The sequence below is a fragment of the Ruegeria sp. CDSB022 genome, from assembly GCF_059611145.1.
Map to the genome: position 1 here is coordinate 477,489 of NZ_JBXWOZ010000001.1, position 21,309 is coordinate 498,797.

Annotated in this window: 17 protein-coding genes and 1 tRNA gene; 10 read left to right on the top strand and 8 right to left on the bottom strand. The window is 56.5% G+C overall.

Going from position 1 to position 21,309, the window contains the following annotated elements; all coding sequences use genetic code 11:
- Positions 1-45: 45 nt before the first annotated feature.
- From trpE to fabI, 5 genes are all read right to left on the bottom strand, one after another.
- Entirely contained in the window at positions 46-1,557 is a 1,512-nt protein-coding gene (gene trpE / locus AC2FIZ_RS02380; RefSeq protein WP_496790534.1) for an anthranilate synthase component I, read from the bottom strand.
- Positions 1,558-1,571: 14 nt separating this feature from the next.
- Complete coding sequence (locus tag AC2FIZ_RS02385; RefSeq protein WP_281994571.1) at positions 1,572-3,413, bottom strand: peptidylprolyl isomerase; 1,842 nt, start codon at positions 3,411-3,413, stop codon at positions 1,572-1,574.
- Between the two features lie 81 nt (positions 3,414-3,494).
- Positions 3,495-4,670, bottom strand: coding sequence for an aminotransferase (locus AC2FIZ_RS02390; protein WP_281972047.1), 1,176 nt, complete (start codon positions 4,668-4,670; stop codon positions 3,495-3,497).
- A gap of 36 nt (positions 4,671-4,706) precedes the next feature.
- Entirely contained in the window at positions 4,707-5,216 is a 510-nt protein-coding gene (gene gpt, locus AC2FIZ_RS02395; protein ID WP_142633622.1) for a xanthine phosphoribosyltransferase, read from the bottom strand.
- A 3-nt stretch (positions 5,217-5,219) separates the two neighbouring features.
- Positions 5,220-6,026, bottom strand: coding sequence for an enoyl-ACP reductase FabI (gene fabI, locus AC2FIZ_RS02400; RefSeq protein WP_142633624.1), 807 nt, complete (start codon positions 6,024-6,026; stop codon positions 5,220-5,222).
- A gap of 135 nt (positions 6,027-6,161) precedes the next feature.
- Here fabI and pdxH point away from each other — a divergent pair, with 135 nt between their 5' ends.
- From pdxH to AC2FIZ_RS02420, 4 genes are all read left to right on the top strand, one after another.
- Positions 6,162-6,767 (top strand): pyridoxamine 5'-phosphate oxidase, encoded by a 606-nt coding sequence (gene pdxH, locus AC2FIZ_RS02405; protein WP_496790536.1) that lies wholly within the window; start codon positions 6,162-6,164, stop codon positions 6,765-6,767.
- A 142-nt stretch (positions 6,768-6,909) separates the two neighbouring features.
- Positions 6,910-7,416, top strand: a complete 507-nt coding sequence (locus AC2FIZ_RS02410; RefSeq protein WP_282021219.1) for a cold-shock protein — start codon at positions 6,910-6,912, stop codon at positions 7,414-7,416.
- 6 nt (positions 7,417-7,422) lie between these two features.
- Positions 7,423-7,890, top strand: coding sequence for a DUF192 domain-containing protein (locus tag AC2FIZ_RS02415; RefSeq protein WP_281994572.1), 468 nt, complete (start codon positions 7,423-7,425; stop codon positions 7,888-7,890).
- A 43-nt stretch (positions 7,891-7,933) separates the two neighbouring features.
- A tRNA-Pro gene (locus AC2FIZ_RS02420) sits at positions 7,934-8,010 on the top strand.
- Between the two features lie 12 nt (positions 8,011-8,022).
- On the opposite strand, the gene AC2FIZ_RS02425 is transcribed toward AC2FIZ_RS02420, so the two are convergent.
- Entirely contained in the window at positions 8,023-8,457 is a 435-nt protein-coding gene (locus AC2FIZ_RS02425) for a hypothetical protein (RefSeq protein ID WP_142633634.1), read from the bottom strand.
- A 533-nt stretch (positions 8,458-8,990) separates the two neighbouring features.
- On the opposite strand from AC2FIZ_RS02425, the gene AC2FIZ_RS02430 reads away from it, so the two are divergent.
- Both AC2FIZ_RS02430 and AC2FIZ_RS02435 read left to right on the top strand, forming a co-directional pair.
- The gene (locus tag AC2FIZ_RS02430) at positions 8,991-12,611 is read left to right on the top strand and encodes a vitamin B12-dependent ribonucleotide reductase (RefSeq protein ID WP_281994573.1); all 3,621 of its coding nucleotides are present in this window, start codon (positions 8,991-8,993) and stop codon (positions 12,609-12,611) included.
- Between the two features lie 539 nt (positions 12,612-13,150).
- Positions 13,151-13,396, top strand: a complete 246-nt coding sequence (locus AC2FIZ_RS02435) for an EF-hand domain-containing protein (RefSeq protein WP_271947247.1) — start codon at positions 13,151-13,153, stop codon at positions 13,394-13,396.
- A 53-nt stretch (positions 13,397-13,449) separates the two neighbouring features.
- Here AC2FIZ_RS02435 and AC2FIZ_RS02440 read toward each other — a convergent pair whose 3' ends face one another.
- A complete protein-coding gene (locus tag AC2FIZ_RS02440) occupies positions 13,450-14,994 on the bottom strand; it encodes a trimethylamine methyltransferase family protein (protein ID WP_142633641.1) in 1,545 nt (514 codons plus the stop codon).
- Positions 14,995-15,403: 409 nt separating this feature from the next.
- Between AC2FIZ_RS02440 and AC2FIZ_RS02445 the strand changes: the two genes are divergently transcribed.
- The 4 genes from AC2FIZ_RS02445 to AC2FIZ_RS02460 all read left to right on the top strand — a co-directional run bounded on the left by AC2FIZ_RS02445 (position 15,404) and on the right by AC2FIZ_RS02460 (position 20,045).
- Positions 15,404-15,916 (top strand): outer membrane protein, encoded by a 513-nt coding sequence (locus AC2FIZ_RS02445; RefSeq protein WP_496790538.1) that lies wholly within the window; start codon positions 15,404-15,406, stop codon positions 15,914-15,916.
- 318 nt (positions 15,917-16,234) lie between these two features.
- Positions 16,235-17,635, top strand: coding sequence for a cysteine--tRNA ligase (gene cysS / locus AC2FIZ_RS02450; RefSeq protein WP_496790539.1), 1,401 nt, complete (start codon positions 16,235-16,237; stop codon positions 17,633-17,635).
- The gene (cimA, locus tag AC2FIZ_RS02455; protein ID WP_496688170.1) at positions 17,632-19,266 is read left to right on the top strand and encodes a citramalate synthase; all 1,635 of its coding nucleotides are present in this window, start codon (positions 17,632-17,634) and stop codon (positions 19,264-19,266) included. Before cysS ends, cimA begins: the two co-directional genes overlap by 4 nt.
- Entirely contained in the window at positions 19,218-20,045 is an 828-nt protein-coding gene (locus tag AC2FIZ_RS02460; RefSeq protein ID WP_281972055.1) for a squalene/phytoene synthase family protein, read from the top strand. Before cimA ends, AC2FIZ_RS02460 begins: the two co-directional genes overlap by 49 nt.
- A 3-nt stretch (positions 20,046-20,048) precedes the next feature.
- On the opposite strand, the gene AC2FIZ_RS02465 is transcribed toward AC2FIZ_RS02460, so the two are convergent.
- Positions 20,049-21,275, bottom strand: coding sequence for an MFS transporter (locus AC2FIZ_RS02465; protein ID WP_496790540.1), 1,227 nt, complete (start codon positions 21,273-21,275; stop codon positions 20,049-20,051).
- Positions 21,276-21,309 lie beyond the last annotated feature (34 nt).

Sequence of the window (21,309 nt, forward strand, 5' to 3'; positions counted from 1 at the left end):
ATCACATCCTTCCCCGAAACAGGCAGCCCAGACGGGCTGCCTTTATCAATTCTTGCCGGACAGCGTAAATCGGGCCGCGTCAGCCGCAGCGCGTCTGATGGCGTTGGACTTGTGGACGGTTTCCATGAATTCAGCCTCTGGATCGCTATCATACACAACGCCACCACCGGCCTGAATATATAGCTTTTGATCCTGAACGATGGCCGTTCGCAGGGCGATACACATGTCCATGTCTCCGCCGGCGCTGAAATAGCCGACGCCGCCGCCGTAGACACCGCGTTTTTCCGGCTCAAGCTCATCAATGATTTCCATGGCTCGTACCTTGGGCGCGCCCGAGACCGTCCCCGCAGGCATTCCCGCAAAAAAGGCGTCCAGCGCATCCTTACCCTCGGCCAGCTCACCCACAACGTTTGAAACGATGTGCATAACATGGCTGTACCGTTCAATGATGAACTCTTCGGTCGGGCGCACCGTTCCGATTTTTGAAACCCGCCCGGTGTCATTGCGGCCTAGATCCAACAGCATCAGATGTTCGGCCAGTTCTTTCTTGTCGGCCAGCAACTCAATTTCGTAAGCTCTGTCCTCTTCCGGGGTCGCTCCACGTGGGCGCGTCCCGGCGATGGGTCGTATGGTGACTTCATTGCCAAACACGCGCACCAGGATTTCCGGGCTGGCGCCGATCACCTGAAACCCGCCAAAGTTAAAATAGAACATGAAGGGCGACGGGTTTGTTCGCCGCAGCGACCGGTACAACGCAAATGGAGGCAGCGGGAAATCCTGCGTCCAGCGCTGCGCTGGCACTACCTGAAAGATATCGCCAGCTCGAATGTATTCCTTGGCTTTCTCGACTGCTTCCAGATAGCCGGACTTGGTAAAATTCGAGACGGGTGGAGCGACTTCGTACGCATCGCCAAGGTCGCGTGTTTCAGCAGGCATCGCCCGCTCCAGATCGCGCACTGCGTCCATGACGCGCTCGGCGGCCTGGGCATACGCAGCCTTGGCTGACTGGCCATCGCTGACCCAGGCGGGGGAAACGACCGTGACTTCGCCCTTCACACCATCCAGTACCGCGACGACAGAAGGGCGCAGCATGACGGCATCCGGCAGGCCCAAAGGGTCGGGGTTGATGTTCGGCAGATACTCGACCAAGCGCACCATGTCGTAACCGAGATAGCCAAATAGTCCCGCCGCAGCTTGTGGAAGGTCGTCAGGCAGCTCGATCCGGCTTTCGGCCAGAAGCGTCCGAAGGTTGTCCATCGGATCGCCATCCTGAGCCGTGAAAGCGTCCGGGTCGAACCGGGCCGAGCGGTTCAGTTCCGAGGTTTCAGCGCGACAGCGCCAGATCAGGTCGGGTTTCATACCGATGATCGAATACCGTCCGCGGACCTCGCCACCAGTTACCGACTCGAGCATAAAGGCGTCTTTTTGCGCGCCGGTCAGTTTCAGCATCAAGGAGACAGGCGTATCAAGATCGGCTGCCAGACGGGTGTAAACGACCTGGTTCTCGCCGGCCTCATAAGCACGGGCGAAGCTGTCAAACTCGGGGGTCAGGGCCATATTCGGTCTCTTAATTAATAGCTCGCCTGAACGGCGTTCAGTGCTTGCTGATCCACCACAGGACGGGCGCGGGCCTGGGCGTCGCGAACATAGGCATCGAAAATGTTCTGTGCCAGAGCCTGATTCAGCTGAGCGGCCAGCGCTTGTTGAACCTGACGGCGTTCATCGGTCTCGGCGGGGGGCAACAATTCGTCAAGTCGAACGATCAACGCGACCCCGGCACCGGGAACGACACGATAGCTTCCTAGTTCCATGTCGAACACTTCCGGCATGAAACCTGCGGGTACATCTTCTAGAAATGCAGTTCGTGTCAGAGCGTTTTCCACGCGGTGAGGTAGGCCGGTCGTGGTGAAATCCCCGTTCTCCTGCAACTGCTCCAACACGGCATTCGCGTGGTCTTCCAACGCTTTGTCAGTTTGAACCTGTGTCCAGGCCGCCGCAACGCGATCACGCGCTGATTCCAGCGGTTCAGGCCGACGAGGCAGCGTTTCGTTCAGGCGCAGCGCAAAGATCGAACCGTCCTCCAGGAATGCAATCTCGGGAAAATCCCCGTCTTGCACGGCTTCGGCTGCACTGCGGAAACCGTCATATGCGGCCACGCCATCCTGACTGGCGCGAGTCCAGTCGATCTGTCCCAGCTCCATCCCGGTCTCGGCTGCTAACTCCTCGAGTGTTGCCCCGCCTGCAAGCAGGTCATTGATGTCTTCGGACTGAGCCTCGATCTGGCGGCGCGCACGGTCTGCGGCCAACTCTTCGCGCAGAGCTGGGGCGGCGTCTTCGAAGGGAGTGTTGTTCTCAGCCAGCGAGCCGTTGATACGGAAAAGGGCAGGGCCGAATACCGAGGGCAGAGGTCCAACAACAGTGTCCAGTTCAGCCGCGAAAATGGCCTCGGCCGCATCGCCCAGGTCGTCGCGGGTAACGTCGCCCAGATCCACGTCGCTCAGCTCAAGCTCACGGTCACGGACAAGTTGTTCGAAGGTTGTCCCGCCAACTTCAATCTGTGCCATGGCATCTTGCGCAGCGGCGTCATCAGAAAAAGAAAGGCGTTCAACAAGGCGGCGCTCGGGTTGCTGAAACTCGTCTGCGCGCTGTTCGAAAAGCCGGAGAACTGAATCTTCGTCCACCTCGACACTATCCAGCAGCATATTGGGCGACAGAATCGTATAGGTCAGCTTTTTGGTGCGGGGCAGGGAAAACTGGTCCTGGTTCTCGTCGTAATAGGCCTGGATTTGTTCATCGGTTGGGGTTGCAACCGGCTCTGCCAAAACTTCGGGTGAAACGGTTGCAACAGTAAAGCTGCGGCGGGCACCGACAAAGTCTGTCAGAACTTCAGTCAGGATCGAGGGCATTTCTACTCCGCTGACCACGGCATCCTGCACGATGGTCCGTGCGGATTCTTTCCTCAGATCGGTTTCAAACTCGGTGTCGGTCATGCCAACCTGTTCAAGCTGAAAGCGATATGCCTCACGGTCGAAAGAACCATCAGGCCCCTGAAACGCAGGGATCGAGACGATTTCTTCCTGCAAATTTTCATCGCCGATCGAAATACCCAGCAGACCAACTTCGTTATCCAAAGCAGCCAGCGCGGTGAGGCGCGACAGAGCCAGCTGGTCCAAGCCAAAATCGCGGGCCTGTGACATTTGCAGGGGCTGGCCGGTCTGGCTTTCGACCGCGCGGATTTCGCGCTGAAGTTCGCGGACGTAATCGTCAATCGAGATATCTTCGTTGCCCACCTGTGCTACAGTGCGCACAGTTCCAGTCAGGCTGGTCGCGCCAAATCCTGCAAGGCCCAGCATCAAAAGACCCATGAGGATCCAGACAAAGGTCTTTGATAGATTTTTCATGCCTGCGGCCATGGTGCCCTCTTGTTTTATTCGGCAAGTATTTGCCCTGTCGGTTGCGGCCCTGAATACGACGCGCACCGCCGGGGGGCAAGCTTAGAAGGAGAGAGCGTGCAGGCGGTCAAACAATTCCGTAATTCCGTTGCGATCAAGATTGGCAAATGCGATGCGGACTTGTCGTTTCCCGGCCGGGTCGTGGTCGGGCATGAACATCGTGCCTGGCAGCAACAGAATGCCGGCATCCGTGACCAGCCGACGGGCTAAATCATCCGAAGAGATGTCAAACGGGTGTTCGAAATAGGCAAAATAGGCGCCCAACCCAAGCAACCGCCATCCTTTACTGGTCAGTTTGGGAAGTTGTCTTGTAATGACAGCGCGACGGTCGAGGATTTCCCTTCGTTCATCGGCCAGCCATTGCGACAGGTTTTGCATCCCCCAGAGCGCACCAAACTGACCGATTTGGTTTGGACAGATCGCGACGGTATCCAGAAATTTCTCAATCTCAGACAGCAGAGACGGACTGGTCGCAACAGCACCTACTCGGTGACCGGTCAGACGGTAGGCCTTTGAAAACGAATATAGATGAATCAGAGTGTCATCCCAGCCCGGCTGAGCGAACAGATCATGGGGCGGGCCGCTGCGGCTGTCAAAATCGCGGTAGGTCTCATCCACCAAGAGCTTAATTCCGGTTTCGCGTGCCAGGTCGAAGAATGCGCTTAGCAGTTCGGCGGGATATTCGACGCCTCCGGGATTGTTCGGGGTGACCAGGGCAATGGCCCGAGTCCTTTCGGTGATCAAATCTCTTGCCGCGTTCGCGTCTGGCAACAGGTCATCATCAGTTCTCAGATCAATGGCATTAACACCTGTCATATCCAGCCACATTTTATGGTTGAAATACCACGGCGTGGGCAGAATGACCTCATCCCCTTGGTCTGTGATGGAGGAAATCGCAGCGGCGAAGGCCTGATTGCAGCCAGAAGTAATGGCAACCTGTTCCTGTGCGACAGGTGCGCCATAATGAACCGTAATCTGGCTGGCCAGTTCAGACCTGAGGGCGCTGTTGCCCAGAACCGGGCCATAGAGATGAGCGGAATCCTCGGTCGACGCATAAGCCGCCATCGCCTGACGCATCTCAAGTGGAGGCGGATCGACGGGGGCCGCCTGACTTACGTTTATCAAGGGCCGCTCTTCAGGGAAGGTCACGCCTTCGATCCACCGGCGCGCCTCCATGACTGGGGGCGGAAAGGTGGCGGCGGTGCGTGTCCGGGTCATCTCTGCGCCCCAGTCAGTTGCTGCGCTTGGGCCGGATCAATCCGTGCCCCGGTAGGGTTCGACATATTGCAAAGCCATATCCCACGGGAAGAAAATCCAGGTGTCCTGGCTGACTTCGGTGATGAAAGTGTCAACCATCGGGCGGCCTTTCGGCTTGGCATAAACCGTCGCGAAATGCGCCTTGGGATACATCGCCCGCACCAGTTCCAGAGTTTTGCCACTGTCGACCAGATCGTCGACAATCAGGATTCCGGTGCCGTCGCCCATGAGGTCAGCGTCGGGTGCTTTGAGCACTTCGGCTTCGCCTTGATCCTGGTGATGGTAGGAGCGCACGCTGATCGTGTCGACTGTGCGAATGTCCAGCTCGCGGCTGACAATCATCGCCGGTGCCATACCGCCACGGGTAATGGCAACGACGCCACGCCAGGCCCCATCATTCGGACCTTGCCCATCCAGCCGCCAAGCGAGCGCTCGGGAATCGCGGTGAATCTGATCCCAGCTGATGTGAAAGCCTTTTTCGTGGGGCAGGCGGTCCTTGGCACTCATGATTCAACCCTTCTCAACGTCTGGAGCATCAACGGCTTTCATACCGACGATGTGGTATCCCGAATCCACATGCAGGTTCTCACCAGTGACACCGCCGCTTAGATCGGAAAGCAGATACAGCGCCGAGTTGCCCACATCGTCGATGGTCACATTGCGGCGCAGGGGTGAGTTATATTCGTTCCACTTCATGATATAGCGAAAGTCGCCGATGCCGCTGGCGGCCAGTGTCTTGATCGGCCCGGCCGAGATCGCATTCACACGAATGCCGTCCTTGCCTAAATCCTCGGCCAGATATTTGACCGATGCTTCCAGCGCGGCTTTGGCAACGCCCATGACATTATAATGCGGCATCACCTGTTCGGCGCCGTAATAGGTCAGGGTGATGGCGCTGCCGCCTTCGGTCATCATCTTTTCGGCACGCTGCATCACGGCGGTAAAGGAATAAACCGACACGTCCATCGTGAGGTTGAAATTCGCCCGCGACGTATCAACGTAGCGCCCGCGTAGCTCATTCTTGTCTGAAAACCCGATTGCGTGGACAACAAAGTCCAGCTTTCCCCATTTCTCGGATAGCGCATCAAACAATCCGTCGATCGAGGCTTCATCGCTGACATCGCAGGGCAGGACGATTTCACTGCCCAGCTGTGCCGCCAGAGGGTCAACGCGCTTTTTCAAGGCATCCCCTTGATATGAGAATGCTAACTCGGCCCCGGCCTCGGACAAGGCGCGGGCGATTCCCCATGCGATTGATTTGTCATTGGCCAGTCCCATGATGAGGCCGCGCTTTCCGGCCATCAACTGATTTGACATGTTCGGTTCTCCGCCTGTCTTCGCGTTATGTTGCGTTGGTTTATGCCATTGGCTGGTCTGCTTCAAGACCGTGCACTCTTGCCCGTGGCGGGAACTCGCCCTAGGGTATCCCTCAATAGTTTCCAGGGGATGGAAATGAGCGAACGTGATGGCATCTTCGCAGGAACCGACCCATTTGCAATAGCAGGGCGGTGGCTGGGCGAAGCTGTGAAGAGTGAACCCAACGATCCTAACGCGATTGCACTGGCAACCGTGGGCGAAGATGGTATGCCCAATGTACGAATGGTGCTGTTGAAAGAGATCGAAGCCGACGCCTTCGTTTTCTACACAAATTACGAAAGTGCCAAGGCAGGCGAGTTGGACAATGCTGGCAAGGCGGCCTTCGTGATGCATTGGAAATCTTTGCGGCGTCAAATCCGCGTTCGTGGTACAATCACGCGCGAGGATGGACCAAAGGCTGATGAATATTATGCCTCCAGGTCATTGAAAAGTCGGCTTGGTGCATGGGCGTCCAAGCAATCTCAGCCGCTTAGCAGCCGTTCCGCGCTGATGGCGGATGTGGCGAAAGTGACCGCAAGGCTTGGCCCTAACCCTCCGCGCCCTAAATTTTGGGGTGGTTACCGGCTTGTGCCGACGGAAATTGAACTCTGGGCAGACGGCGCATTTCGTCTGCATGACAGGTTCAGGTGGTGCCGGGATGACGCTGATTCCGAATGGCAGATTCAGAGGTTGAATCCATGACGTTCACGTGTCGCGAATTGCAATGCGCAGATAACAAAGGGATTTTTCACCTTGAATTTGCGCGTCAATCCCATACACATCGGACCCTTAACAAAGTGAAAAAAAACGCAGTGGGACCACAGTGCCAGAAGATCTGAACAACATGTACCGCGTCCGAGGACACGTTAAATGGTTCGACCCTGCCAAAGGATACGGCTTTGTCGTATCGGATGAAGGTGGGCCGGATATTCTGCTGCACGTAAACGTTTTGCGTAATTTCGGTCAAAGCTCGGTTGCAGACGGGGCGGGCATCGAAATTATGACGCATCGCACTGATCGCGGTGTGCAAGCTGTCGAAGTCATCAGCGTCGATCCGCCAGCGCGCGCCGATACGATGATGCTCGCGGATTTTGCTGAACTTGATCCAGTTGAGATTGCAGCGGCTCCTTTGGTGGCTGCGCGGGTTAAGTGGTTCGACAAGGGCAAGGGGTTTGGCTTCGCTAATGTATTCGGGCGTGGCGAGGATGTGTTCCTGCATATTGAGGTTCTACGCCGTTCGGGGCTTGCGGATCTGCAACCCGGTGAAGCATTGGCCATGCGGGTCATAGACGGACAGCGTGGTCGGATGGCGGCCCAGGTTATGGCCTGGGAAGCAGCTATGGATGACTGATCTGCCATGGCAGGACTTTTCAAGGTTCTGACTGTCGTCTTGTTACTTTGGGCCGGTGGCGCAGAAGCCGCCTGTCGTACAGATCGTGTTAGCCTGAAAAATGATAAGTCCCAAATCGGCTTTGATATTGAACTCGCCGTGTCGCCACAGGAGCGATCGCGCGGACTCATGTTTCGAGAATCGCTTCCGGTACGTTCAGGGATGCTGTTTGTATTCGACCCGCCGCAACCTGTTGCGTTCTGGATGAAGAACACGCTGATTCCTCTGGACCTGATCTTCATAGATAAGACGGGTATGGTAACGAAAGTTCATCACAACGCGATTCCCGGTGATTTGACCCCCATCGGAGGGGGCGATTCGGTATTCGCGGTGTTGGAAATCAACGCTGGTCTCGCAGATCGTTATCTGATCACGCCTGGAACACAGATCCAGCACAAAGTTTTTTCACTTGGTCCGGCGATTTGGCCCTGTTAGGGCTTTTCAAATCAGAACGGCACGGTTAGGAAGGCGCACGGTTCGGGGCGTGGCGCAGTCTGGTAGCGCACCTGTTTTGGGTACAGGGGGTCGTAGGTTCGAATCCTGCCGCCCCGACCACTTCTTCAAAAATTAAAATGGCGACCCACCCATCGTTCGATAGATGGCGCTAAGGGTTTTATCCAATTCTTTGCTTTCTACAGGGACTTTTGCAGCAGGCCCTGTTTCGCGCGGCACATTAAAAAACAGATCCGCTTCAACTAGATAGCCACCTGCGTTTTTTTCGGCGGTCAGCCGAGTCACACTTTTGGGTAGGTTCTGTGGATAGCCGTCATAGTTGAGAATCAGGTAGGCTGTGGTCTTCGGAGGCAGAAGTTCCTGACACTCGAACTGACGATTTCCGATTTTCCTAAATTCCTCACCCGGGCCGTTGCAAGATGTCTCGAACGTAGCAAACAACTTGTCGGGAAAGGCTGAGAACTGCGCGCTGCGCGATGTGGCGGGCGTTTCTTGTGGTGTGCAGGCCACGATCAGGACAAACAGGGAAATTATTCGAAACGCGGTCATTGATCGGTCTGCCCTTTGTTGGATGTGCTTTTACGCGCACCTCTGAATAATGTCGAAATCGGCCGGATGCTGATTCTATTTCAACCTAGACATCTTAAGGCTGGTTTATCAAATCCCGATAAGTAAGCCGGAAAGAACGGTTAATCGTATTACGGACTTGGCTAGGTGATGGCGAACCATGGCGGATAACTCTGTGGAGGAATCGGAAACTGTCCTTCACCAGTTTGTCTATGCGGATCGGTCAACATAAAAGATTCCAAAAATGGCGGAAAAAGGCCGTTGACGATCTATGTGTGAATACGCCAGATTGTATAGGCCGAAAGTGCTGCCACTAAATCTGGTAGAAAATCCAGAACGTGGCACAGGGCGAGGGCTGGAGAGCACATCATACTTACGTGCGTCCGTCGGAACGGGGTCACGCTGCTTCGGGCAGCGGCCGGTTTCCTGCGCCCAAGATTTTCGGTTAGGGCAGATGGTCCGTTTATTGGGATCAAAAGCCAAGGGACAAGTTGATTGAATCTAGGGCGGCGGACATGAAGATTGACAGAAAATTTACCAAATCGGGACAGGATGCTTATGCAGAGCTTAAGTTCGCTTCTGCGACGTCAGAAATCCGAAACCCGGATGGGACCATCGTTTTCCGCCTGGACGATATCGAGGTTCCTACCAGCTGGAGCCAGGTCGCAAGCGACGTCATCGCGCAGAAGTATTTCCGCAAAGCAGGCGTTCCGACCAAGCTGAAGAAGGTCAAGGAAAAGGATGTCCCTGAATTCCTGTGGCGTTCTGTTCCGGCTGAGGACGCTGAATTTGGGGGCGAAATCTCGTCTAAGCAGGTGTTTGACCGTCTTGCCGGCGCCTGGGCCTATTGGGGCTGGAAAGGTGGCTATTTCTCGACCGAGGATGACGCGAGCGCCTATTTCGACGAGATGCGTTATATGCTGGCGACTCAGCGCGCTGCGCCGAACAGCCCGCAATGGTTCAATACCGGCCTGCACTGGGCTTACGGAATCGATGGCCCAGCACAGGGGCACCACTATGTCGATTATAAGACAGGCAAGCTGACCAAATCGAAATCCGCCTATGAGCATCCGCAGCCGCATGCGTGTTTCATCCAGTCCGTAGATGATGATCTGGTGAACGAGGGTGGCATTATGGACCTGTGGGTCCGCGAGGCGCGCCTGTTCAAATACGGAAGCGGAACCGGGACCAACTTTAGCCACCTGCGTGGCGAGGGTGAGGCACTGTCGGGTGGCGGTAAATCCTCGGGTTTGATGGGCTTTCTCAAGATCGGCGACCGCGCCGCTGGCGCGATTAAATCAGGCGGCACGACCCGTCGAGCAGCAAAGATGGTCATCGTCGATGCAGATCACCCAGACATCGAGAAATTCATCGAATGGAAGGTGATCGAAGAGCAGAAGGTGGCCTCGATCGTTGCCGGATCGAAGATGCACGAGAAGATGCTGAACGGCATTTTCGAGGCCATCCGCAGCTGGGACGGCGCGCAGGAAGACGCGTATGATCCCAAGACGAATGACAGCCTGAAAAAGGCGGTTCGCGAGGCGAAAAATGTTGCGATCCCAGAGACTTACATCAAACGCGTTCTGGATTACGCCAAGCAGGGCCACGATAGCATCGAATTCCCGACCTACGATACGGATTGGGATTCGGAAGCCTACAGCTCGGTTTCGGGCCAGAACTCGAACAACTCGATTCGCGTAACTAACGCCTTCCTGACCGCTGTCGAGAAGGACGCGGACTGGGAGCTTATCAACCGCACAAACGGGAAAGTCGCCAAGACCGTCAAGGCGCGCGACCTGTGGGAAAAGGTTGGCCACGCGGCCTGGGCCTGCGCCGATCCCGGCATCCAGTTTCACGACACAGTCAACGAGTGGCATACATGCCCCAAAGATGGGGAGATTCGCGGATCGAACCCATGTTCGGAATATATGTTCCTCGATGATACGGCCTGTAATCTTGCGTCGATGAACTTGCTGACTTTCCTCAAGGATGATGAGTTCCAGGCAGTGGACTATATGCATGCCTCGCGCTTGTGGACCCTAACGCTGGAAATCTCGGTGACCATGGCGCAGTTCCCGTCCAAGGAAATCGCGCAGCTGTCCTATGACTTCCGCACTTTGGGTTTGGGCTATGCCAATATCGGCGGTCTGCTGATGAACATGGGCTATAGCTATGACTCGGATGAAGGCCGCGCGATCTGTGGCGCGCTGACCGCGATCATGACCGGTGTAGCCTATGCAACCTCGGCCGAGATCGCTGGTGAATTGGGTCCGTTCAATGGCTATGAGCGCAACGCCGATAACATGCTTCGGGTCATCCGCAACCATCGCCGCGCATCTCAGGGTGTGACTGAAGGGTATGAGAAACTGGCAGTGAAGCCTGTACCTCTGGACCATGGCAACTGCCCGGATAAACGTATGGTTGATCTGGCGATGTCAGCTTGGGACGAAGCGCTGAGCCTGGGTGAGCAGAACGGTTACCGCAATGCGCAGGCCACTGTGATTGCGCCAACCGGAACCATCGGTCTGGTGATGGATTGCGACACCACTGGGATCGAGCCGGACTTTGCTTTGGTAAAGTTCAAGAAACTGGCCGGTGGCGGATATTTCAAAATCATCAACCGCTCGGTGCCTGCAGCGCTGGAAAAGCAGGGGTATTCCTCGGCTCAGATTGAAGAGATCGTCAGCTACGCGGTTGGTCATGGCACCATCGGCAACGCTCCGGGGATCAACCACACCTCGCTGACGGGTCACGGCTTTGGCCCCAATGAACTGGCCAAAGTGGATGCCGCGCTGGAAAGCGCCTTCGACATCCGGTTCGTGTTCAACCAGTGGACTCTGGGCGAGGATTTCTGCACCGGGGTTCTCGGCATCCCTGCGACCAAGCTGAATGACCCGACCTTCGATCTGCTGCGCCATCTGGGTTTTACCAAAGCGGATATCGACGCGGCCAACGACCACGTTTGCGGAACCATGACGCTGGAAGGCGCGCCGCATCTGAAGGAAGAGCATTATTCGATCTTCGACTGTGCCAACCCGTGCGGCAAGAAAGGCAAGCGTTTCCTAGGTGTTGACAGCCACATCACCATGATGGCTGCAGCGCAGAGCTTCATTTCGGGTGCGATCAGCAAGACGATCAACATGCCGAATGACGCCACCATCGAGGATTGCCAGAAAGCTTATGAGCTGTCCTGGTCGCTGGGTGTGAAGGCCAACGCGCTGTATCGCGACGGCTCTAAACTGTCGCAGCCATTGGCAGCCGCGCTGGTCGAGGATGACGAAGAGGCAGCAGAAGTTCTGGAAACCGGGACGCCGCAGGAAAAAGCCGTCGTTCTGGCCGAGAAGGTCATCGAGAAGGTCGTCGTCAAGGAAATCATCCGCAGCCATCGTGAGAAACTGCCGCATCGCCGCAAGGGTTACACTCAAAAGGCAATCGTGGGTGGCCACAAGGTATACCTGCGCACGGGCGAGTTCGAAGACGGCCAATTGGGTGAGATCTTCATCGACATGCACAAGGAAGGCGCTGGCTTCCGTGCGATGATGAACAACTTTGCCATCGCCGTGTCGGTCGGTCTGCAATATGGCGTGCCGCTGGAAGAGTTCGTGGATGCCTTCACCTTCACCAAGTTCGAACCGGCGGGAATGGTACAGGGCAACGACTCGATCAAGAATGCGACGTCGATCCTGGATTACATCTTCCGCGAACTGGCCGTGTCCTACCTTGATCGTACTGATCTGGCCCATGTGAAACCCGAAGGCGCAAGCTTTGACGATCTGGGTCGGGGTGAGGAAGAGGGTGTCTCGAACGTGTCCGAGATCAGCGAAAGCGCTGCATCCAAGTCTTTGGAAGTTCTGAAACAAATCAGCTCGACCGGGTATCTGCGCAAACGGATGCCGCAGGAACTGATGGTTCTGAACGGCGGACAGAACGTGGTGAACGGCATGGCCGAAACCGCAGCCACTTTTGAAGCTCCGGTGGTTGAATCCGCCGCCGCAACCGGAATGGATGCCCGCACCAAAGCCAAGATGCAGGGCTATGAGGGCGATCCTTGCGGTGAATGCGGAAACTACACGTTGGTGCGCAACGGCACCTGCATGAAATGCAACACCTGCGGCTCAACAAGCGGGTGTAGCTGAGTTAAGCGCCCCGGCAACCCGGGGCGCAGGGGTCGGAAGCTGCCACAGTTACCGGCCCCGACGAATACGGAGCAAGGCGCAGAGACTTACCTTCGATGCCTTGGTCCACTCGGCCGACATGCCCGTGTTGGCCGGGAACAGGGTGGGGCGGAATATTTGCTCTTTCCCACTCTTTCACGGAACGGGTGCGCTCGTTCCATGCGACGTCCAGGCCGCAGGCAAACAAAACACCGGGCGGTCAACGAATGGAGCCTGGATGGCGAAACTGACAGGGGGCTTCGGCCCCCTTTCTTTTTGTCCTAAAGTCGTTAACTCGGCAGAGCCTCGCCATATTGCCTGTTTCCCATCGGGCAAGAACCGCCGACCGTGTTTGGGGGAGTTTTACCCAGCGACAGATCGCGGATGCGACTCTGGCAAACGCGCGGAGTTTGGCGCGAAATCAAAACGATGGCACTCAGTGGCTGACAACTGGTGGTGATTGCGTGTTCTTGATGCTTGTCCGGACACAAAACACACAAACTCTATCAGGAGGCATCACAATGAAACTGAATACTCTGGTCACATTTTCCGCACTTGCTTTTGCTCTGCCGACTTTGGCTGTCGCGCAGTCTGCGGCTGATACCAATGGGGACGGCGTTCTGACAATCGAAGAAGTTCAGGCCGTCGTGCCGGACGTTGACGCAAACGGATTTGCAGCAATGGATGCAAATGGCGACGGCGCGCTGGATCAGGATGAAATTGCAATCGCGCAGGAAGCCGGGTTGCTGCCGTCCACAAACGGCTGATCAACAAATTATCAAGGCGGCCGGACGAGAATTCTGGCCGCCTTTCTACGTGTTTATCGGGGTAGGTGAATGTTGAATTTACTGCGAATCTGCGCATCCAATGCCGGATCGAACTGTGCTGGCGAAGAGGTCGACAGGATTTCCAGTTTTCGCGCGGTCGCTTTTTCGATCAAGTCAGGTTTGCCAAGCTCGACCCATTCTTTCGGAGACGTTCGATCTCCATGTGCGGGGTACACATAATCGGCCTGCATGCGCCCAAGTGTGGCATCGGTTCCCAAATAGTGACCGGGCCCACCAAGGCAAACCTCGGCCATCTGATCCAATGCCAGTGTTTCGTCAGATACTTCGATCCCGCGGACGCAGCGCATCGCCTGTCCGATAAGATCATCCCCTAAGATCAGGCTTTCAAAGCAAAAACCCAACAGAGACGAGTGCATTCCAGCGGATTCATAAACCATGTTCAGGCCCGACAGGCCGGCCATGACGTTCGAGCACATCTGCTCCCATCCCGCTTGCATATCAGGCAATTTGGAATCCGATGCGCCTGCGGCGGCTCCGCCTGGCAGATCATAAAACTTGTGCATTTGGGCACAGCCTGCGCTGAGCAGAGCCTGTTCACCTGATCCTACGGACATTGCGCCTGTCCGAAGGTCCAACCCAAAGGGCCAGGTTCCAAAAATCGCCGGTGCACCTGGCTTTACGGCATTTACATAAACCAAACCGGCAAGACATTCTGCAGTTGCCTGGGCAATGGCGCCTGCGATTGTGGACGGAGCAGTTGCACCTGCCATTCCGGCCGAAAGAAGAAGAACAGGCATTCCTGCCTTGATGCATTCCTCCATCACCTGACAGCTTTCAGTGGCAAACTTCATGGGCGGTACGACAAAGCAGTTCGAGTTCGAGATGAATGGCCGCTCGCGCCACTTGTCTTCACCGCCTGCGATCATGTGGATTAACTCCATCGCTGGCGCGACATAACTAGGATCGGTGAATGATGTGCCGATATGCTTGTAAGTACCAGAACTACAAGCGTAAATCGTGTTCAGGTCCATCTCGAGATTGTCGGAAATATCGCGACAAACCATCGGGCGTTGGACAAAATGGATGTTGTCCAGCTGTTGGCAAATCCGCGCGGCATCGTGCAGATCCTGCACAGTCGAATCGCGGTATTCGCGGCCGTTGACTTCAACCATACTGACAGCGGCACCGGCGGTCCCGTAGTGAACCTTTGCCCCCGACAATTCCAGGTCAGTTTGACCATCCCGGCTGAACAAAGTGACCGAGCGGTTGGCTTTGGCAATAGTGTCTTCAACCAGCGCGCGCGGAAACCGGATGCGCCCGTCGTCGCCAAGTGTGCAGCCTGCGCCAACCAGATAGTCGATCCCGCTTTGCGGAGCATCCGCCAGACCTATGGTTTCAAGCGCCTGCAGCGCGGCCTCGTGAATGCGTTCGACTTGTGGCTGAGTCAGTGGCTTGTAGCGTCCGCCCTCCATTCCCGGGCGGATAGGGCGCAGATGATCAGGCAGAGCAGATGCGCGGGCAGCACGACGCGCAGCACGTCCGCCACTGCGGGAAGAGTTACGGGGTTGGTCGTTCATGTTTAGGATCCAATAGTGAGAAACGTATTTTGAGAGGCGTTACAAAAAGCCTGACGGCCGCCCTCTGGCAGCACGCCCCCGATCCGCGCCGATTGTGCGGCTGATCAGGTGGATTTTCCAAAATTCGTTCTGCATTTGGTTCCTCATCCAGTGGCCGCAGTGTTCCAATTCAGAACGGCATTATCTGTTCTGTTTGCGACCTTGATGCCGAAAAGCGAAGCAAATTCTCAAGTGATTGTTGCCTAAAGATATTTTTCCCCGAGGCGGTCGAAATCTGCTATAATTCCTGTGCTTACTTGAATTGGGCCTCTAGGCTAAACACTTTTTTAACGAATGCGGCCCAGTTTGTAGCAAATTGATCTGAATACTCGAAAGCATTGCTGAAAGGTTTTTGGTGAATCGTAGGAAGGTGCATATCGCATTAATTGTTGCTCTGGCGACATCCGGCTCCTCACCGGCTTTGGCCGAGGATTGGAGCGGTGCCTATGCGGGATTCAGCTTTGGCTATGCTGATGCAGACGGGCCGAATGGTTCAAGCGGCAGCGACACCAGCTTTGGTCCTCATCTCGGGTATGACTTTGATTTCGGCAAGTTCGTGTTGGGTGGTGAGCTTGAGTATAACCGGCTGTCGCTGAATCTTGGTCAGGGCGAAGGCAGTCTGGATAGCATGACCCGGCTGAAACTGCGCGGCGGATACGATTTCGGCAATGCGTTGGGATATGTAGTTATCGGTGCGGCACGCGTGGATTCCACGGTCGAAAACGATACCGCAGCGGTTTATGGCATTGGTGTCGCTTATCCGATTGGCAATAATTTCGTCATCAGCGGTGAGGCGCTGCGCCAGAATTTCAATGACGTTACCCGATCGAATGGGGGGCTGGATTCGAATGTGTTCAACCTGCGTACGACATTCCGGTTTTAGCAAGATTTCCAGATTGAATATGATCTGAGCTGCCGAATTCACGACCAAGAAGGTCAGGTGTTTGCGGAACATGGCGTCAATTTCCTATTCCAATTCAAGGCGTTCGCCAATCACTCCCTGGTCATGATAGAACGTAAGGCTTGGCGCGGCGGGATAGCCGTGCTAGAGGATGATCCATGAACCGGATGACCTGCATCATTATCTGCTGCATTACCTGCTGATTTATCAAGCGGGCCGGTTTCTTTCGTTTTCTTCCCTGAGACAAGTTGCTAAGCCCGCGCCAACGCGAGACGCTATGCCGTTCTTAGGAGCCGACAGATGAAGACGATCAAACTGCACAACACACGGACACGGACAAAAGAGGATTTCGTTCCGATCAGCGCCGACAATGTGCGGATGTATGTCTGTGGACCTACCGTCTATGACCTTGCCCATCTGGGTAACGCGCGGCCCGTGGTCGTGTTTGATGTGCTCTATCGTTTGCTGCGGCATGTTTATGGCGCAGATCATGTGACCTATGTGCGCAATTTCACCGATGTGGATGACAAGATCAACGCGACCGCCCTGGAACGCCAAAAGGCGGGGGCCGCGGGGACGTTGGAAGAGTTGGTGAAGGAACGGTCAGATGAGACCATCGGCTGGTATCTGCGCGACATGGGTGAGCTTGGCGCGCTACAGCCCGATCATATGCCGCGCGCCACTGAATTCATCGCGCAGATGGTCGCGATGATCGAGGATCTGATTACCAAGGGTCACGCCTATGCGGCCGAAGGGCATGTTCTGTTCGCGGTGGACAGTTGGAAAGAGCAGTACGGAGCCCTGTCCGGTCGGTCCGTGGATGACATGATCGCGGGTGCCCGGGTCGAAGTTGCGCCGTATAAGAAGAACCCGATGGATTTCGTTCTGTGGAAGCCGTCTACCGACGAGTTGCCCGGGTGGGAGTCTCCTTGGGGCCGAGGGCGTCCGGGTTGGCATATCGAATGCTCGGCCATGAGCTATGAGCTGTTGGGTGAGAGCTTTGACATTCACGGTGGTGGCAACGATTTGATGTTCCCGCACCATGAAAACGAGATCGCCCAGAGCAAATGCGCCCACCCGCATAGCGAGTTTGCGCGCGTTTGGCTGCACAATGAGATGTTGCAGGTCGAAGGCAAGAAAATGTCCAAATCGCTGGGCAACTTCTTTACCGTGCACGATCTTCTGGAGCAGGGTGTGCCCGGTGAGGTGATCCGCTTTGTCTTTTTGCAGACGCATTATCGCAAACCGATGGACTGGACAGAGAAAAAGGCACGTGAAGCGGAAGCAACGCTGCGCAAGTGGCGGGCGCTGACATCAGGCATCGAGCCCGCCGCCAGCGCGGCGCCCGCGGTCATCGCTGCGCTGAGCGATGATCTGAACACAGCGGGCGCCATCACCGAGCTATACCGGCTGGCGTCCGAAGGTGACCATGCAAGCCTGTTGGCTGGCGCCCAGGTTATGGGTCTGTTGATGCCCGAAATGGGTGCATGGGCCGATCTGGCCTCAGTGGATTTAGGGTCGTATGCGGATAGACTTGCAGAAGCGCGGGCCGGGGCGATGCAGAGCAAGGATTTCTCAGAGGTGGATCGCCTGAAAGCAGTATATGTGGCCGCTGGCCTTGAAGTGCGGATGAGCAAAGAAGGTGTAGAGTTGGTTCCTGGTACCGGCTTTGACCTCACCAAGTTGGAGGGAGTGTTATGACAAAAACTCGCCTCTACCTCTACGACACCACCTTGCGCGATGGGCAGCAGACGCAGGGCGTGCAGTTCTCGACCGCTGAGAAGGTGCAGATCGCGCAGGCGCTGGACGAGTTGGGTGTGGATTACATCGAAGGTGGTTGGCCCGGTGCGAACCCGACTGACAGTGCGTTTTTTGATGCCGCGCCGAAAACTGCGGCGCGGTTGACCGCTTTTGGGATGACCAAACGCGCGGGTCGGTCGGCTGAGAATGACGATGTTCTTGCGGCGGTGATGAACGCTGGCACGAAGGCAGTGTGTCTTGTGGGCAAGTCGCATGATTACCACGTGACCCAGGCGCTGGGGATCACTCTGGAGGAGAATGTCGAGAACGTGCGCGCCTCGGTTGCGCATATCGTGGCGCAGGGGCGTGAGGCGCTTTTTGACGCCGAGCATTTCTTTGATGGCTACAGGGACAATCCCGGATATGCGGTCCAGGTTTGCAAGGCCGCTTTAGAGGCCGGAGCTCGCTGGGTTGTTCTGTGTGACACCAATGGGGGCGCATTGCCCGGTGAAGTGTCGCGGGTTGTGGCCGAGGTGATTGCCGCAGGCCTGCCCGGGGATCGTTTGGGCATTCATACGCATAATGATACGGAAAATGCGGTTGCATGCTCTCTGGCTGCTGTGGATGCGGGCGTGCGTCAGGTTCAGGGAACGCTGAACGGGTTGGGCGAGCGTTGCGGGAATGCAAATCTGACCGCCTTGATCCCGACCTTGTTGCTGAAAGAGCCTTATGTGTCGCAGTTTGATATCGGGGTCAGCGTCGGGGCCTTGGCGGGTCTGACTCGGGTCAGCCGTATGTTGGACGAAATCCTGAACCGGGTGCCCAGCAAGCAGGCGGCCTATGTGGGTGCGTCGGCTTTTGCACATAAGGCGGGGCTGCATGCCAGCGCGATCCTGAAGGATCCGTCGACATACGAACATGTCGATCCGGCGACTGTCGGCAATGCACGGATCATCCCGATGTCGAACCAGGCGGGGCAGTCGAATCTGCGTAAACGCCTGACTGAGGCCGGCCTGAGCGTGGAAAGTGGTGATCCGGCGCTGGGGCGCATTCTTGACCGGATCAAGCAACGCGAGGCCGAAGGCTATTCTTATGACACCGCCCAGGCCAGTTTTGAGCTGTTGGCGCGCGATGAGCTGGGCCAGTTGCCCGCTTTTTTCGAGGTCAAACGCTATAAGGTCACGGTTGAGCGGCGGAAGAACAAGTATGACAAGATGGTCAGCCTGTCCGAGGCGGTTGTCGTGGTGAAGGTCGACGGGGAAAAGAAGCTGTCGGTCAGTGAATCTCTGGACGAAGATGGCAGCGACCGGGGTCCGGTGAACGCTTTGGCCAAGGCTCTGGCCAAGGATCTGGGGCAATATTCGCGGATATTGGACGACATGCATCTGGTCGATTTCAAGGTGCGGATCACCCAAGGCGGAACCGAGGCCGTGACGCGGGTCATCATCGACAGCGAAGATGGGCAGGGGCGGCGCTGGTCAACTGTCGGGGTCAGCGCGAACATAGTGGATGCGTCGTTTGAGGCCCTATTGGATGCGATCCAATGGAAGCTTGTACGGGATTGCCGTCCTCGGGCGGTGGTGGCCGAGTGACGGTGCAGTTCAATGACGATCTGAAGGCTTGTGCTGCATTGGTGCATCGCGCCGATCCGGACCGGTTCATGGCGGCGATGGCCGCGCCGGTTGCCGCACGTTCGGTTCTGTTTCCGATCTATGCCCTGAATGTCGAGGTCGCCCGAGCGCCCTGGGTCACGCAAGAGGCGATGATTGCCGAAATGCGCCTGCAATGGTGGCGCGATGCATTGCAGGAAATTGCTGAAGGTCCGACTGTGCGTCGACATGAGGTCGTGACGCCGTTATCGCAGGTTCTTTCCCCACATCTGGCGGTGATGCTGGATGAATACGTGGCCGTAAGGCGCTGGGATATCTATCGCGATCCTTTTGAGGACGAGGCCCATTTCGAGGCCTACCTAAATCACAGCTCGGCCAGTTTGATGGTGGCGTCGGCGCAATCTTTGGGTGAGGCCGACGAGCCTGTGTTACGAGAGTTCGGCTATGCCGTTGGCGTGGCGAACTGGTTGCGCGCAATCCCGGATCTTGAGGCGCGCGGGCGTATTCCTTTGTTGGATGGAACACCCGATGCAGTGCGCGATCTGGCGCAAAAGGCTCTGAACCGGTTGCGGCGCGCACAGGGACAGCGTCTGGCGATTTCACCAGAGGCGCGCCCGGCGCTTTTGGCGGGTTGGCAATCTGAATGGGTGTTGCGCAAGGCGATTGCTCAGCCAGATCGCGTGGCCGCAGGGAATTTGATGCAGGGTGAGGTTCGGCGCCGGGTTTCCCTGATGTGGAAGGTGGTCCGGGGTCGCTGGTAGACCTCAGACCGTTTCGGGATCGGACGGGCGCAGAACCAACCAAAGCAATGCGCCCCCGGCCAGAGTCAACAATGGAACCATGGCAAGGTTTACCGCGGTCCAGCCTTCAACCGGTGAGCCGCCAGAGCAGTTCATTAACCCACCCGAAGCAAGTGAAGCCAGTGTGACGCCACCGAATACCAGCAGGTCGTTCAGACCCTGCATACGGCCACGCTCGTTGATGTCATGCGATGCCGCCAACATGGTGGTCGCGCCAATAAAGCCAAAATTCCAACCGACGCCCAGCAAGATCAGAGCGATGAAGAAGTTTTCGAGCTCAACCCCATGCAAGGCGACAACGCCAGCACCGGCAAGGATTGCCAGACCAAGAGCTACGATCTTTTCGACGCCGAAACGGGCAATCAACTGGCCGGTGAAGAAACTGGGGATGTACATGGCGAGAACGTGAAAAGAGACCACATCTGCCGCGTCATTGGCTGTGTAGCCACAACCAACCACTGCCAGCGGAGTGGATGTCATGACCAGATTCATCAACGCATAAGAAACCATTGCGCAGATGATGGCCACGGCGATGCGCGGCGTCTTTAGCATCTCAAGCCGGGTGCGTCCGGTCGGGGCCCCCTCAGCGGCTTTTGCAGGCGTGGGGATGTCCAGAAAGAAAAACAAGACCGAACCCAGAATGTTGAGCACAATCACCGCCAGATAGGTGCCTAGGAATGGGATCACATAGGCGGTTGAGGTCAGCTTAACGATTTGGGGGCCAATGAGCGCGGCGGCCAGACCGCCGGCCATGACGTATGAGATTGCCTTAGGGCGAAAGGCGTCCGAGGCTGTGTCCGCGGCGGCAAAGCGATAGAATCCGTGCGCGCTCATATAGATGCCGGTCAGCAGACTGCCCGCCAGGAAGACCGGGAACGAGGCCAGATACAAACCGTAGGCCCCAACCAGCCCCCCGCAGGCACCTGCCGTTGCCCCAACCAGAAACCCTGCGCGCCGTCCCCAGCGTTGCATTATGGCCGAAATCGGTGTTGCCGCCAGCATTGACCCCAGCACGATCAGCGAGATGGGCAGGGTTGCTAGACAGGCATTGGTGGCCAGCGACTGCCCGGCCAGACCGCCAACAATAAAGATCATCGGCATCTGCGATCCCAGAATGGCCTGAGCTGCGACCAGAACAGCGACATTACGCTTGGCCTGACTGTTATCCGGGATCGTGGGTGTCATTGTCATGCGCCAATGCGTAGCGATGAAAGCAGGGTCATAC